At 43.3% G+C, this 15,244-nt stretch carries 14 protein-coding genes; 4 read left to right on the forward strand and 10 right to left on the reverse strand.

From position 1 onward, the window contains the following. Positions 1-125: 125 nt before the first annotated feature. The 5 genes from ACFS7Z_RS25175 to ACFS7Z_RS25195 all read right to left on the reverse strand — a co-directional run bounded on the left by ACFS7Z_RS25175 (position 126) and on the right by ACFS7Z_RS25195 (position 4,334). On the reverse strand, positions 126-650 hold the full coding sequence (locus ACFS7Z_RS25175; RefSeq protein WP_377491472.1) for a cysteine hydrolase family protein: 525 nt from the start codon (positions 648-650) through the stop codon (positions 126-128). A 47-nt stretch (positions 651-697) separates the two neighbouring features. Next, complete coding sequence (locus ACFS7Z_RS25180; protein ID WP_377491475.1) at positions 698-1,249, reverse strand: hypothetical protein; 552 nt, start codon at positions 1,247-1,249, stop codon at positions 698-700. Positions 1,250-1,511: 262 nt separating this feature from the next. After that, positions 1,512-1,895, reverse strand: a complete 384-nt coding sequence (locus tag ACFS7Z_RS25185; protein WP_377491477.1) for a hypothetical protein — start codon at positions 1,893-1,895, stop codon at positions 1,512-1,514. Positions 1,896-1,984: 89 nt separating this feature from the next. Then, positions 1,985-2,539, reverse strand: coding sequence for a hypothetical protein (locus ACFS7Z_RS25190; RefSeq protein WP_377491480.1), 555 nt, complete (start codon positions 2,537-2,539; stop codon positions 1,985-1,987). Between the two features lie 1,366 nt (positions 2,540-3,905). Next, positions 3,906-4,334, reverse strand: coding sequence for a hypothetical protein (locus ACFS7Z_RS25195; protein WP_377491483.1), 429 nt, complete (start codon positions 4,332-4,334; stop codon positions 3,906-3,908). Positions 4,335-4,520: 186 nt separating this feature from the next. On the opposite strand from ACFS7Z_RS25195, the gene ACFS7Z_RS25200 reads away from it, so the two are divergent. After that, complete coding sequence (locus ACFS7Z_RS25200; protein ID WP_377491486.1) at positions 4,521-4,739, forward strand: helix-turn-helix domain-containing protein; 219 nt, start codon at positions 4,521-4,523, stop codon at positions 4,737-4,739. A gap of 451 nt (positions 4,740-5,190) precedes the next feature. Here the strand turns inward: ACFS7Z_RS25200 and ACFS7Z_RS25205 are convergent, their stop codons facing one another. From ACFS7Z_RS25205 to ACFS7Z_RS25220, 4 genes are all read right to left on the reverse strand, one after another. Further along, a complete protein-coding gene (locus ACFS7Z_RS25205) occupies positions 5,191-5,781 on the reverse strand; it encodes a recombinase family protein (protein ID WP_377491489.1) in 591 nt (196 codons plus the stop codon). Between the two features lie 819 nt (positions 5,782-6,600). After that, on the reverse strand, positions 6,601-7,395 hold the full coding sequence (locus ACFS7Z_RS25210) for an SDR family NAD(P)-dependent oxidoreductase (protein WP_377491492.1): 795 nt from the start codon (positions 7,393-7,395) through the stop codon (positions 6,601-6,603). Positions 7,396-7,537: 142 nt separating this feature from the next. Next, positions 7,538-9,664: a PKD domain-containing protein gene (locus tag ACFS7Z_RS25215; protein ID WP_377491495.1), complete on the reverse strand. Its 2,127-nt coding sequence runs from the start codon at positions 9,662-9,664 to the stop codon at positions 7,538-7,540. A gap of 70 nt (positions 9,665-9,734) precedes the next feature. Then, complete coding sequence (locus tag ACFS7Z_RS25220) at positions 9,735-11,402, reverse strand: GH39 family glycosyl hydrolase (RefSeq protein ID WP_377491498.1); 1,668 nt, start codon at positions 11,400-11,402, stop codon at positions 9,735-9,737. 707 nt (positions 11,403-12,109) lie between these two features. On the opposite strand from ACFS7Z_RS25220, the gene ACFS7Z_RS25225 reads away from it, so the two are divergent. Together ACFS7Z_RS25225 and ACFS7Z_RS25230 are read left to right on the forward strand one after the other, a co-directional pair. Further along, entirely contained in the window at positions 12,110-12,328 is a 219-nt protein-coding gene (locus ACFS7Z_RS25225) for a glycoside hydrolase family 2 TIM barrel-domain containing protein (protein ID WP_377491501.1), read from the forward strand. A 122-nt stretch (positions 12,329-12,450) separates the two neighbouring features. Beyond that, positions 12,451-13,176, forward strand: coding sequence for an NUDIX hydrolase (locus ACFS7Z_RS25230; RefSeq protein ID WP_377491513.1), 726 nt, complete (start codon positions 12,451-12,453; stop codon positions 13,174-13,176). 504 nt (positions 13,177-13,680) lie between these two features. Here ACFS7Z_RS25230 and ACFS7Z_RS25235 read toward each other — a convergent pair. Further along, positions 13,681-14,097 carry a nuclear transport factor 2 family protein gene (locus ACFS7Z_RS25235; RefSeq protein ID WP_377491504.1) on the reverse strand — a complete coding sequence of 139 codons (417 nt, stop codon included), beginning with the start codon at positions 14,095-14,097 and terminating at the stop codon, positions 13,681-13,683. A gap of 543 nt (positions 14,098-14,640) precedes the next feature. Between ACFS7Z_RS25235 and ACFS7Z_RS25240 the strand changes: the two genes are divergently transcribed. Continuing rightward, a partial coding sequence (locus ACFS7Z_RS25240) for a hypothetical protein (protein WP_377491507.1) occupies positions 14,641-15,244 on the forward strand: 604 nt, incomplete at its 3' end.

The raw sequence follows: 15,244 nt of genomic DNA on the forward strand, positions 1-15,244 counted from the left end.
TTCCATCAATTTAGTAGCTGATTAATAGCTTTGGGATACCTTATAACGCCTTTTATGTTCACCAGGACCGCCTGAAAAGTAACGGACTGGGCTATGCCTCGTAGGTTTGGCAGGCAAGCGCATTTTTAAAACACAACCTTTTCTGATTCTATCACTTGGCCAAACCAGTTTGCCATTATCTGGTTATGATGAGCGATAATCTGCTCCGCTCTCAAATTTTGTGAATCGAAAGTAGTATGTCCATCTTTTACCAAAACAACTTCATAGCCTAAGCTAAACGCCCGCCTGCAGGAGGTATCGATGCAATCAGCCGTTTGGATTCCCGCTATGATTAACTTACCAATATTTTTTTCTTGTAGTTGCTCATGTAGAGCAGTGTTGAGGAAAACGTCAGGCGTTGTTTTTTGAACCACAATATCTTGGCTTTCCGGTCCTATCTGCGGTATTATCTCCCACTCACTACTGCCGTAAGTTGGAAACCCATCCGGGTTGTGATGCTGAGCATAACAGATTAGAACACCTTTATCCCTCCCTCTGCCAATTAGCTTTTCCAGTCGCTCAATGACTCCATCTAAGGCGTGAAACCTGGGGTTAGATAGCTGTAAAGCACCAACCTGCATATCAATGACTAAAAGTGCTGCTTTCTTCATTTGATAGTTTTGCCTGGCTACCAACTTCCGTTAAACAAATTATCAATTTACAGCTCTAAAGGCTTCAAATTAGAGCCACTGAGTAAACCGTTTATTCTTGGCTGCAGTTTCCAAATCCCAAAGGGCCATATTATCAGCCATAGGAATTCGTCAGAATAGTCACTGAGCTTCAAGGGCTTTTGCATCTCAACAACTTTGATGGACTTCGCTATAAAATGTAGAATATACATCGTGCCGAGCATCGCAAGCAAATGAGAGCCTATCCAGCTACTGAACTCGCTGTAATTCCAGAAAAGGGAGCTGTACATTGAAAATACAATACCATAAACAGCTAGGGCAATTATCACCAGTTTTAAGACAGTAAGGCTCATCTTGACCGCTGCCGGCAACTTTTTATGAAGATAAGTACCTACATGCCAGGCCCAGCTAAGAAAGACCAGAGAAGGAATCATGTTAGCTGCTGTTGATATGATTGCTACGGGTAGTCCTTCAGATTCGTTTAGCAGCAAAGCATTACCTAATCCTGTTAACTCCAAGACTAGGGGCACCAAAAATATCAGTGCGAGCAGTTGCCAATTTTTAAGCTTGAGGAGAAGCATCTTAATGGAGCTTTAGTTTGCAAATGCAGCGTCCAGTATTGCCGTCAGCTGACGTTTATGAATTACTAGCTGCTGTTTTTCTTTCTTTTAGGTCAAGAGAGGTACCCCTTATGAAGTGAGATTGAACATTAATTAGACCAAAATGCTTGTTTTCATCATAGATTTAGCGGTTGGTACCTAAGGTGAGCGAGGCGAAGCCGAAGCCTAAATTATGCACCTTGTTATGGGCTTTAATTCTTTCTCTTCTTGTTGATGTGTTTTATCACTTTGGTTGATTGAAGATATAAGAATAAAGCCCAACAGATACGAAACCCATCACAACAACTCCCCAAGCTACTATTTTCATAAACATATTATCCAATTTAGACCCCTTTATCTCGTTGTATATTCTATTGTATCGAGAATCATAAAGAAATTGGAAAGAGAAGAAAAGCAGACCTGCAATTACTATCGCAAGGCATATTCCCACAGACAATCTTGAATTGTTGAACATGCTATTAAACAGTGCGAAAACTGCCAAACAGAACATAGTCAAGGAAGAGCCTAATAAACCAAAAGCCGTTAAATGAGGAATATCATTTGTATAATTTCCATCCTTATAATAGCTATTGTACACGTGATAGAATAACGCATTTAATGCTTTCATCTTTTTCTTAATTAATTTTTATTGCCCATAACGTGCTGGGCTATGAAGTGGCGTAGCTACTTTATAGGTGTTGTTGGTGGAAGAAATTTTTATTCTATTTCAGACCATTCTTGAATTTCATACTTTCCAGTCTTAGCATTTATTTTTAATGCCTTTCCACCTGCTTCGTATGGGTCCCATGTTTCAGTTGCATAGGAGTAGATGCTCCAAGAAATATCGTAAATCATATCTTCTAATTTGACTTCCCACCCTTTTATTCCTTTTTCAAAGGATAAACTCTTAGCAAGATTAGTAGCATAATCTTTATTCCAGAACAAGTTCTTTGTTTGTTGGCCTTTATAGTAGTTGATAATATCTTCTTTGGTAATCTTTGTATTGAACTTGCTCTCCACTTTATCACCATCTAAAAATATCACGACCAAATTCTTATTATTTTCTTTTCTTCCTTTTAGCTCAAAGGTTACTAAGTCAAGTGGACCTTCATAAATTCCAGCAAAGACGAGTTTATCCCTTACCACCTTCTCGCCAAGCCTTTTCTTTAGAAATTCTTCAGCAATTTTTATTTTAAGAGAATCGCCAGGTAAGACTTGTGCTAAACAAACACTGGTGCAAAAGAGCAACATGAAGGTGAACAGTTTATTCATTCTTTTTACCACCAACTAGGGGATATGCGTAAACATACGCTTATTGACACTATGTGCGGAAGTGACCTGGTTTGTTCTCATTGCCAAAATGGACGTTTTTGCGGCTGTTTCAGAGGTATTTGTCATCCATATCTTGTTTATTCAATATAATAACTTTTGTGAGAATACCGGCACCTTTCCCTTTCTTTTATGCGGGAAAGACTCAAAAAGCCAAAAGCCGGGGGTGTGGCTCTTGTGACTTTCTCCTCCTGTAGAGAAAAGTCAGCTCAATCTCTTCATTTCAGAAGCAAAACCAGCTGGAAAGGGTGCATGCAACGCTAAAAGCACAGCTATTTAAGTACAAATTATCTAAACGTGTATATCCGGATATATCCGATTAATACGGTTATATCCGGATACGTACGGCTACAGCCACTCAAACAGCATGTTGCTTGTAGTGTTGGCTCTGAAGAGAACGGCTAAAGTATCTTCCACTGGCGCGGCAGGACGAAATTCAATGCAATTGCTCCAGCTCTTTAAGCTTGATGCGGATACAAGGTCAAGTGCTCAAGTCAATCCCAGAAAACGTGGGAATAACGAGACGAAAAAGTACATGAGGTACCTAGTAGCAGTTACAGCAGAGGATCAGAGAACAGGTTTTTGCCCGCAGTTGGATGTAAGATGGGAAATACTTCTTATGTTTGTGTGCGTACCATGGAGCAGCCATCGGTATTTTCTTGTCTCTTGATTAGCTTTAAATTGAACTAATCCATGTTGCTGTCTAAAACAAAAGAAGGTTTCAAAGTGAAAGAAATCCGCAACTGTTGAACTTAGAGGAGCACTACGTTCCTAAATTTGCTCTTCTTTAGGCATGAGATTATGTGTTTAATGTGCTGGCAGTATTATGTGTTTAATGTGCTGGCAGTTAAATACCTACACTGCTACACTTTGATTTATTAGCCTATAGCGGCGTATTTGAAGTTTGTAACAAGTGTAACAAATTCCAAAAATTTTGTTACAGCATTTAGAGCTAAAACCTGCACTCAGAGCCTCTATTCCTATCTTTTTTAAAACGCTACAAATGTTACAAAAGTAACGCTGTATTTTCATTTTCAGGATTTCCGCTTACTGAACAAAGAGAGAAGAATCTACCTAAATTGAACTTTTACAATACCTATAAGAAGTAAGTGCTTGCCTGAATTCACAGTAAATTCTTGTTGTGGCCTTGGATGTAGCCATGCAAAGTTTAAGAGGTATAACCCACATTATAAATAAATAGCCTGGGACGAGGCGGCTTCTGCTTCATCTCTGGCTATTTATTATAATATGGTTAAAAGACACCAAAAAAAGTTTATCAGGTGCTGGCCGGTAGAGAGGCCTAAGGGATTTAATCTTCTAATAGAAGTTCCACCTTGTTGTCTGCTGCATCTGTGTAGGAGGCGTTCAACTGGTAGAGGATCTCCTCGAACTGACTGACCACTGTCTCCGAGAATTCATGGTCTAGCTTACTGGCGTTAACCTCCCTGAAGTTTGCATATACTCGAAAGTCAAAGAAGTCCATTGACATCTGGGATTGGTCCGACTTCACCTTTGCGATAACGATGAACCTTCCAGCGTCGAATACAAAGCTCATGCCTTGTGCAGACGCCGCTGATTGCCGCAGCACGTGCTCATACATTCTCAGCATCTTCAGGTTATACTCTACCTTAGCCCTATCGGTGGTAAGCCCATAGTTGCCTGACTCGATGCACTCATCGATAAGGAGCCTGAGTTTATTTGAATAGGCCGGCCGCTCCGGCAGATAAAGTTTTTCCATGTGTGGTGTAGTTAAAAGACTCTGTCTCTGTTTACCATCTTCACCTATTCCTCTCTGCTCGTCAGAACGGGTGCCAACAAAGGGAATAGGAAAGTAGACTATAGTCACAAATATAATAGATTCAGACTATAGTCCGTGGTGGCTGGGGTCCTTTTTAGTCTCTTTTGTGCAGACTAAAGTCGCACAATGCCTGAGAAGACCTTTGGAAACGTACTACAGGAGCTCCGGCGGGAGCAGGGCCTGACACAGGAGGAGCTGGCGTTCCGCAGCAGCCTGGACAGGACTTACATCTCGCTGCTGGAACGTGGGCTGCGCGTGCCGACTATTGACACGCTCTTCAAGGTATCTAAGAGTTTAGGCACCAAGCCCGAGGACCTCGTTGCCCGAATTGAAGCCGGGCGGTGACAGCAACAGCCAGGACAATTGCCCTTCTCTCAAGCCACTCTTAAAATCGACTGATACTTGTATAAAAGCTTTGTGCCCGCGTCACATACGGCTGATAACGGGTAGGCAGTTGCCTAGTGTCGGCAGCGTGTGTCGCGGTTCTAAATGAGTATGACTAAAAAATACTAGAAATTTACTTGCTTTCGCTTTGATGCGCAGCACTTTATCAAATTGAAAATGAGCAGAATTTTTTCGAAGAATCTCTTCTATAGCCCATGTTTTCCCTTAAGCTTCCGTTTATAGCCGCTGGACTTGCCCACAGGTGGATTGCATGTTGCCCGGTCTAGGGCGCTGTGCTCACTACGGTCTTGCAGTCAGCACACTAATATGCTGCCTAACGTACTCCTCCAGGCAGGCTTCTAAAAGCTCCTCCTGATTCCTGCTGTGTTTCCCAACTGAAGATTTGCTTTAATTAAGATTCGGTAGCGTCTTTGCTCATACCAGAGACATGTTCTATATAGCGGTAGCAGGTGGTCCTTCCTACGCCGAGAATTTTGGCGATCTCCTCCACTGACTTGGTTCCGGAGTCAAACAAAATCTTGGCTGACTTCGCCTTCTCCATGGCTGCCTTGGAGAGACCGGTAGGCCTGCCTCCCTTTCTGCCCCTTGCCTTAGCTGAAGCTAACCCAGCATTTGTTCTTTCGCGTATGATTTCCCGCTCAAACTCTGCCAAGGAAGCGAAGATGTTGAAGGTGAAGCGGCCGGTGGGCGTGGCCGTGTTGATTCCGTCTTGCAGGCTCACAAAGTCCACCCCTTTCTCCTTGAACTCTGCCACCAAGTCAATCAGGTCCCGTAGCGAGCGTCCCAACCGGTCAAGCTTCCACACCACCACCGTGTCACCTGCTCTGAGCTGATTTATCATCTTCTCCAGCTCCGGACGTTCCTTGTTCTTTCCTGATTTCTTCTCCCTGTATATCTGCTCGCACCCGTGGTGGGTAAGTGCGTCGGTCTGCAGTTCCAGCTTCTGGTCCTGGGTGGAGACCCTGGCGTATCCAATCTTCATGTCTGTTCCATTTACTCGTCCCAAATATATAAAATGCCTTTTGATTAATGGGACGGCAAAATGGGATATTTTGTGCGCTGCAGGGGATGTTGCTTTCAGCTGTTCTCATCGTCCTGTAAAACGGGGGTTTTGCGGGACAGGGCAGACGGCGCTTAAAGTCAGCGCAGCAGAATGCGACAGCCTCCTAGGCGGGCACGCATTTGCTCTTCCTTAATAGAGGCAGGTCCTACTGTTGGATTCGTGCTTATGAGAGGGGGACACCGCCAGCTTCCTATAACTGCAGGAAAACCCTGATTCTGGTATAAGTTCAATTCACGGCATCGAACCTCCACTTCTGCTGCAAGCCGTTTTTCTGAAATTAAAAATGCGCGTTACTTTTGTTACTATTGTTACTTTTAATAAATAAGAGGTATATATATAAAAGAACGCGGTTTTTGGCCCTGAATTCTGTAACAAAATATTTCTGGTTTGTTACACGTGTTACAAAACTGAAATACACCGCTACTAGCCAATCAAGCAAAGTGTTAGCAGTAAAGCCATTTATAATCAGATGGTTATTAGCAATATCATTACTAGATAGAAGTGCCAGGCACGGCATGCAGCGTTCTCCATAGTTTGAAAAGCGCAGTTATCCTTCACTTCAACCCTCCCTTGTACTTCAGGAGTCAACAGGGATTAATACAACTAAGCGAAAACTTGTTTAATAAATCTGAAAAAACAGCCTTTTACTTAAGCTCCTACTTTCTGTCCCGTTATTCCCACGTTTTCCGGGATTACTTCTGTCAACCTATTTCTGGATTAGACAACTAGTATAAGTCTTTAGACCCTTTTCATTCTCTTGCTAATAAACGCAGCCGCTGCTTTGGGATTCAAGCGGTAGAGGAAATCCATAATTTTAGCATCCTTACCCACCAACACCCTGTACTGGTTACTTTCCATACCCCGGATTATTACCTGTGCTGCCTGTTGTGCGGAAGTGATTCTGGCAGCCCGTGGATCATCCATGGAGGCTGCATTATCCAGGCCTGAGTTTCCCATGATATTGGTTCGAACAGCCCCCGGGAAAACTACCGTTACATGTACCTTCGTATTTTTAAGCTCCGAATTCAGCCCCTCTGTTAAAAGTTTTACGGCTGCTTTTGTAGCGCCATAAATGGTTTGACCTGGCACGGGCAGAAAGCCTCCCATACTTGAGATATTCACAATGTGCGCCTCAGGCCTGGAAATCAGATGCGGTAAAAATGCCTTTGTGGTATAGAGCGTTCCGTACAGATTGATATTGATTACCCGTTCTATCGTTTCAAACGAAAGGTCATTCAATTTGATAAAAGGCTGAATAATGCCGGCATTGTTGATGATGCCATCAACAACACCGAATTGCGAGATAGCAGTAGGAACAAGTTCTTCAACCGAACGTCTGTCTGTGATGTCAATTAAAAAGGTCTTTACTGAACTTGCGTTATTCCCTGCCAATTCCAAAGTTTCCTGCAGTGCGGCGGCATTGATATCTATGGTGATCACCTTTGCCCCTTTAGCGATAAGTTGAAGCACCAGTTCACGGCCCATACCGCTACCTCCCCCTGTAACGAGTATTACTTTGTTTTCTACTTTCATCGTTTAGAGTATCAATGCAGTGTTTATTTTCTATAAAAGATTTTTCTACTTCTTAATCACTACCATAATGCTTGCAAGTTGCCCTTCAACATTCGCAGTTTGGATTGTCGGCGTGTGAAATGTTTTTATTAGGCGGTCAATGTTACTTGACTACTACTCTCACGCGATCCAAATTCTGGATACCGGAAAAAGGAGTTTCAGCATTTCCATCGCGTTGGGAAACAGCCCTAAGGGTAATGAAATAAGTCCCTGGTTGGGAAAAGGAATGGGTTTTGGTCAGGGTCATTTTTTCCTGTGAAGAATTTATGTCTTTTTCCGCTACCGCAAATTCGCCTGTGCCATCAAAATCCCACTCCACGCTGACTAGACTACCCTGGCCGTTAGGAACTTCAATGACGGCGGACAAGGTCACTTTTTCATCTACTGATACCTCTGCCCGCTTGCCGCCATTTGCTCTGAGTTTAATTACGGGTTGAATACCCTTTCTTTCGTTGGCGTTTTCAGGGACTATGACCTGACCATCTACAATGTCATAGTTTGTAGAGGCTGCGGGGGCAATACCATTTTCCACCCAATTGCTCAGGTCCAGCAGGGCTTGCTGTAATACCCCCAGGTAGCTTACAATATGTGTTGGATCACCGGGCACCGCAAAGTCACCGTGATTGGCATGATCGGTAAACCACAACCTAAAGTTATCTTCGGATGCATCTCCTAAAGACTCTTCAACTCTATTCCGGTACCAGTCTGACTGCCAGGGATAAGCCTCAGTATCCCACAGTGAACCTAGTAAGATCATTTTTCCTTTAAAGTTACCGCTTGGCAATGATCCCACGGTGGATCTTGTAAACAAAGGTCCAATCAGCATCGGGCGTTGCGGGTAGATGGGTTTTCCGTTTTTATCCCTGAATTGATCCCATACCTTGTACTCCGGGCCAGGTACCTGATGGCGATGATAGGTCTGGGCGGCCAGATAATCGCTATTGTCGATTTGTACCTCATCACCCACCTGGAGAGCAGCGGCAATTTTAGGGTCTACTGCACCTAATACTACCATATCAGCATCAATGGATTTTAGTGCCAAAGCCTTCCCTTTCGTTTCACCCGATAGAATTTTAAGTTCCCCTCCTAAAAATTGTACTTCAGGCAGTCTCGTATCCAATTGAATGGCGACAGGTATGGTATCAGCCTTTTGGTCCAGATTTTTCCAGGCGGCATCCGCAGTTCCTCGGGCCCTGCCGGGATCGCTTCCCATCGGCAATCCTAACTCATGAGCCTTTCTTTTTGTGATAATTCCTTTTATCCTGGCTTTCTTTTGCAAGCGATCCTTCTTGATGGATTCGTATTTGTCCTTTCCCAGATATCCGGGTACTGTCCAGAAATCAGTGAAATAACCAGCATCGGCCATTTTCATTCCCTGAAATATGGCAGGGAAAGCATGTATACCCATTTCTTCGTAGTTGAACCATGCCTTTTTGGGAAAGCCCATTTTGGTAACTTCCATGAGGGCTGCTTTCTCAGTCTGGTTTAGCCCGGCGTACATATCACCACTTCCACCAGGTTCAATGGCATTCACGATCTGTGGCAATTTATCTTGTAAGACGCGCATAGCGTGCATGCGTACCGTGAATACATTGGGAATGGCCATGGGAGAACCTGCAACAAACGGAACCACTCCGTCCCATACTCCTTTTGTATTTTCTATTCCTCCGATGGTGCGATACGCACCCCCGCTTCCGCCAAAAGCATAGCCAAATGGCCTTTGATCGGTATTGTACATTTTCTTGGCCACTGTTCTGGAGAACTGTGCACTGGCAGCATTGGCCTTATATGCACTGATCAGGGGATCTGCCCTAAGTCCCAGATTTCCGCCACCATTGGTCTCTATAAAGTAGGCGCCATTTTGTATAGAAAAACTTATTTTGTCTTCTTCTCCTGTAGCACCCTGAGATAAGTTTTCGCTGTCAGGCACAGGGGTAATGTATTGAAAGAAGCGACCTTCATAGTTTTCCTTTGGCGGAAAGTAAAAAGAAAACCGAGTTTCAGTACCTTTAAATCCTCCGTGGACATACCGATGCCGTACAGGCTCATTACGCCACTCATCCACATCGATGTAAGGTTGTGTAAACAGACTGTCTGAACTTTGGCTTTGGCCAAAAGCCAGACCAATGTGCACTAGCATAAGAAACGCAGTAATCACAAAAGCCTTCTGCTTCCTGTACATCTCCCCACGTGCGTACTTCCGACATAATGAATTAACAGCTGTTCTCATACTTTCTGTTTTAAATGTATCCGTTCTCAGCATCCTTTCTTGAATAGTCAGTCTACCGTATATTTTGATGTTACTTGATGGGTTCCAGTACCAGAAGCTGAAGCGCATTGGGGTGAAGAAAAACTGTTTTTCTAAACTCCTTAGGGTTATCATAAACTTTTTCCTCCACTAGTTGAAGATTGCTATTTTCCAGATCTGCGTGATAATTACTCGTTTGGAAGTCAATCTTATAAGTTTTAACCCTGATTTTTTTGTCTTTAAATAGAGCTGGGAGCTTTTCGAAAATTAGCTCGGTATTATACCCGGTATTGTTCACACCTTGATAATTCCATACCATCGCAGCTACACCCGAGGAATCTGAAGTTGCCAGCGCATATATTCCCTTACCATCTGATATAGGTGTAGAGGTGGATGCCTGCAGGCGGTTCTCCTTCAATTTTGCAAACATGACTAGCGTATTTCCATAGGGAGTGAATTTTCCATAATGCTTCATGGGGTCCCCAAATTCATCACGCGACACCAGCTGATCTTTTCTTCCTTCCTCATGGTGCCGCATTACCCAGTTGAAAGGGTAGATATGGTCACTTTCCATGAACCAGTAGTGTACGGAGGCTAATCCGGCGGCCTGTCGCATATGATCGTTGCGCAACGATCCCTGCTGATCGAACAGAGGTCCTGGATAAATTCCCATTTCTGTAACAAACGCAGGGATGCTTCTATCCAGCCCCCGCTTAGCAAGCTCCGCCTCAAACAAGGTGCGCTGGTCTTTCACCAGGCTTGGATCATCTTTTAAGAAAGCATATCCTGAATCTCCTGGTTTAAAGTATGCATGCCAGGAAACGAAGTCTAGCTTCTTATTTGGCGAGGCATCATTTTTATAATCGTCCAGGAAAGCCGTAAGCCATTTCAAATCAAATTTGGCAACAGCAGGCCCACCCACCTCTAAGGGAACAGCCGGCTTTACCTTTGCATTAACATTGTTAATGGCCTCATAAACAACTTTGTAATAGCGGTAGTAATTGGAAGGAGTAACCTTATTTACATATTCAGGACCAAAGTCCGGCTCATTCATTACTTCGATATAGCGTACTTTGGGAAATTTGACTTTTAAGTCTGTAAGTATCTTTTCTAGAATGGGCATGCCCTGCTCCGGATTATCTGCCCATTCGTCTATCAACCACTTAACGCCCACATTTACCAGGAAGAAATCGGTAGCCGGACTTGCTGCCAACAGATACTCATTCACTCCTTCATAATCGTACTTACCAGTTTTTTTATCGTAAATATTTTCATCAGAAATCCACACCCGAAGTACTTTTGCTCCAAGTCCATGTTCTTTATATAAAGCAATGTCCCTACTATCCAGTACATCAGTGCGTGTAATGTTGTTGTACTCCGCTGATCTTGGAAGCTTACCCATTTTTTTTGAGCCATCAATGGTAACGACAGCAGAGGCTGTGTCTTTAGCCGTATGAGGGGCAGCTGGTACTTTTGCATTGGCCTCGAGTTTAAACAATTCCTTTTTAGAGCCTTCAATAGCGAATCTGCCCATCTGGCCTGTTACATTTTCATCATCTTCCTTTACCAGGGTAATAGGAAGCCGGCTGTTGAACGCGTCAAATTTGGCCGACAATTCCTTGCCGGAAACAGTTATTTCTTCCAGGGTGAACAATTGTGAAGGATTGATAGGGCTGGTAATTGTACCAGAAAGCATCCCTTCTTCCTTCTCTACACTCATGATCATCCTGGCATCACCCTGGGGCATCCCCTTTACAATCAAATAAAACTTACCCAGGAAAAAATTCTCTTCCGATAGTTCGGTGGAGGTTGGTGTCTGTACGCTGCATGAGAACTGCAGTAGCGCAAACAGTATAAAGTGAAATATTAATTTCTTGCTATTCATTATTCTGTGTGATTAAATTTGAAACAGCTTTTCTGCATATGCGGGATGTTACCAGCATATATCTTCTATTTATTTGATGACAAATTCGGCACCCATAACTAACATCAAGGCGCCTTGATCCGGCTTTGTATTGACAAAGCTTTCTTTCCGGCTTCTATCGACTCATGCCTAAACTCCACCGTCTTACTGGTAAAAGGGACTTTAATTCAAGGTGCTGTGGCAGCTTCGGGGTCTGGGGCACAGGAAGCATAATTTAATAGACATAAGCTTACAAATATGTTCCTGCATCTGATAGATATTGCTTACATCTGGATAAGGGTTTTGCTGTCGATGAACAAAGATATAAATAACATTTTATTATTATCTTTTTTTTAGACAATAATTTTCTTTCCTTTACATACTGTTTATCCTGTCAGTAGAATTGCCTTGGGAAGCCAAAAGCAGTATCATTCACCTAACAACCATAAGCTGACACTGAGATACCTTTTTACTTTGCTCCTTTTCTGTGGCTAGCACCCTGCTTTGCCCAGACGTTCAGCAGTGTGGACCCTTATTCGGGTATGCCGAAGATGTTTAAGAAAGAGTATCAGGAGGATTTTATAAAAGCCTATTTAGATGTAGCTGATAAAAAAGACTTTGTAGCTGGCATGCATGTCTATGCCTTTTCTGATTTCAAAACCGGGCAGGACATTATCCGCTTCGGAGGTATCAATGACGGAGGAGTTTACATGCGTGACAGAAAGCCGCAGGCTGCGGCTTAATAACTTCGCTCAAGCTGGGGTAAGAAACCAACTCAATAGAAACTATGTATTCCATTACACTCAATAAAACAGAAAGCATTAAGTTTGAGGCATCTTTTCTTAAAGGTATGCAACAACAGAACATGCACTTACCAAGTGAACAGGACTACATTCAACAGGTCTCGATTGACTGTGTCATATTTGGTTATCAGGAGACACAGCTGAAGGTATTAGTCCCAAAGCTTGCCTTCAAGGGCGACTTCTGGGCTTTGCCGAGTGGTTTTATTTTACAGCAAGAGGGAACAGACCAGGCCGCACGCCGCATCCTGGAAGGGCGAACAGGTATAAAGAACATTTACCTGGAGCAGTTCAGGGTGTTTGGTGATGCGGGCCGAACCAGCGCACCCTTCCTCGAGCGTTTGATTGAGCTTAACCAGGAGAGTTCAAGGGAGAAACAATTTAACAGAAAAGAGTTTGAGTGGATGACCCGGCGCTTTATTTCCATTGGCTACTATGCCTTAGTAGACATCAATGAGGTTGTACCAAATAAACATGATATAGATGAATCCATAGAATGGTACAACATCAAGAGCTTGCCGACCATGATAATGGACCATAACCAGATAGTGGAACAAGCCCTCGAAACCCTCCGCTCAAACCTCGACAAGAAGCTAATCGCCTTTAACCTGCTTCCTGAAACGTTTACCATGATGGAAGTGCAGCAACTCTATGAAGCCATTTTTGACAAGCCCTTTGCCCGCAACAATTTCCAGAAAAAGATTCTTGACCTGAATGTGCTGGAGCGCCTTGAAAAGAAATTCACGGGTGCGGCAAACAAAGCACCTTACCTATACCGCTTTCTGAAATAATCCTTGTACTCATCTGCCTCAGCTTTTGCCTACAGTGCTCTTGAAAAGCCAGGTGCCAAAACTTCGCAGCAGCATAAGCCTCCCTACTTGATACATTAGCACTACTGCCAATCCTTGTCACTTAACTACTTTTATGATAAGCAACAGCATGCTTCAAGCTTCGCTCATTCAGGTGTTATATTTAACATATAAGGCGTTATACGGCCATTAGAAAGCTACTCTTTTGAACAGAATTTACTATGGGAGTGGCATGGCTTCCTATAGAAGTCAGCTCCGGAGTTATTTGGGATGACGTTAAAGAAAACGACGCGATCGGTGTCCCTTTCTGTTTTATAGGCCTGCCGCCATAATTTTCCCCCTCTTCTCATCTTGCATAGTGAAGCATGCCCCTAACAGATAGCTTCTGTTGAGCAGTAGGCTGTTCTATTATACAAGAAATTCAGGCTCTTCTGGGATTATGTTTGTCAACTTATGTCAGGATTTCAGGACAGGACAATCAGGTATTTAATTGCTTGCTTTGGCAGCTGCTATAATTTTAGCAGTGTCAGCGTAGTGTCGCAAACCTATCACTTTGCCTTCTTCATCAAATGTCCATAAATGGATTTCTTCGTCACGGTAATGGTTATTAGTAGAAGGGACACGAGCTTCAAAAACAAGCTCTGCTGCTACCTGCGTCTCGTTTGCCATAATCGATAGCACTTGAAAATCTTTGACTTCTAACTCCCCTACATTTTTAAAAAATTCCATTACCCCCTGTTTTCCTTTCTGGGCTTGCATCCAGGGAACACCTGCCTTTTGTGCAGAATTGTCGGCCCATTGCTCCCATTGCACATTCTCTGATAGGCAATCAATAATAGTAGGAATGTCTCCTCTTCCAAATGCCTCATAAATCCTGTTTACGGTTGCTACATTTTTGTTCATAAAAAGAGAATTTAAGTTGATATAATCTAAATTATTCTATGATAAGTATCTTTACTACCATTTTGATTTTAGGTTGTATCCAATTAGAGGCTAAACGGAATAACTAAAGCTGATATAAACAAGAATAGATACATGAGCCCCTTCAATGGCACCGTTCTATGAAAATAACCATTTCTATAGGAAGTACCAGAAAAAGGATGAGAAAAGTGCGTTCAGGAGCATTTAAATGGACTTTCGCTATAACAGATCTTATGTAGAATAGAAGCGGCTTCTAAGCAGGGTGCCATTCCGGATGAATAAGAGGAGCAGACCCTTCGAATAAGAAAGTAGATTAAAAAACGCTGCTGGAAAGCCGACACTAGGTTGTTATGGGTGCTTTAACACCAGAAAAATACTAGTGAAGCTCATCCAAAATTTAGTATAATTATATACATTTTAAATTATACTAAATAAATTTATCCTTCATTCTGCCCTTATTACTCCTGCTGCAGTTCCCTTACAGCTGGCTATATTCCTATTATTAAACATTTAAACATAAACACTATGATTAACTTAAAGAATTACAGCCGTAGGCTGTTAGGGACATCTCTGCTGCTTTGTCTCCTGGCGATGTCCGGGTGCGAACTCGAAGATTTTATACAGCCAGAGAAGCCAAGAACAGTTGTCCATTACGGGCCTGCAACCTCCCTGTTGGGGGGCACTGCCCGTACCTGGGTAGAAATGGTGAATGGCAAGCCTGCAGCGATTGGTGTTGAGATGTCCGAGGAGGTACTGCAAGACCTGCCGGAGGAGATGGGAATGTTTTTTCTTGAGCTACCGGGACAGGCGCACGCTACAGGAATCAAATCAGTTATGTTAGACTGGAACCCGATGGGGCATGCCCCGGAAGAGGTCTATACTGTTCCTCACTTCGACTTCCACTTCTTCAAAATCACGGAAGCGCAGGTCAAGCAGATAGGGCCAGGCATTGATGAAGGAGCCTACAAGCTGGTCGAAAGGGGAGTGTTCCCGTCTATATATACCTTCGGCCCTGAGCCGTTTGCTGTTCCGAATATGGGTGTGCACTGGTCGGATATAACCTCGCCTGAGTTCTCTCCTGCTGGCTTTTCCAAGACCTTCATCTATGGTTCCTACGGCGAGAGAGTGC

The sequence above is a fragment of the Pontibacter toksunensis genome (assembly GCF_042686245.1).
In the GTDB taxonomy this organism is placed as follows: Bacteria; Bacteroidota; Bacteroidia; order Cytophagales; family Hymenobacteraceae; genus Pontibacter; species Pontibacter toksunensis.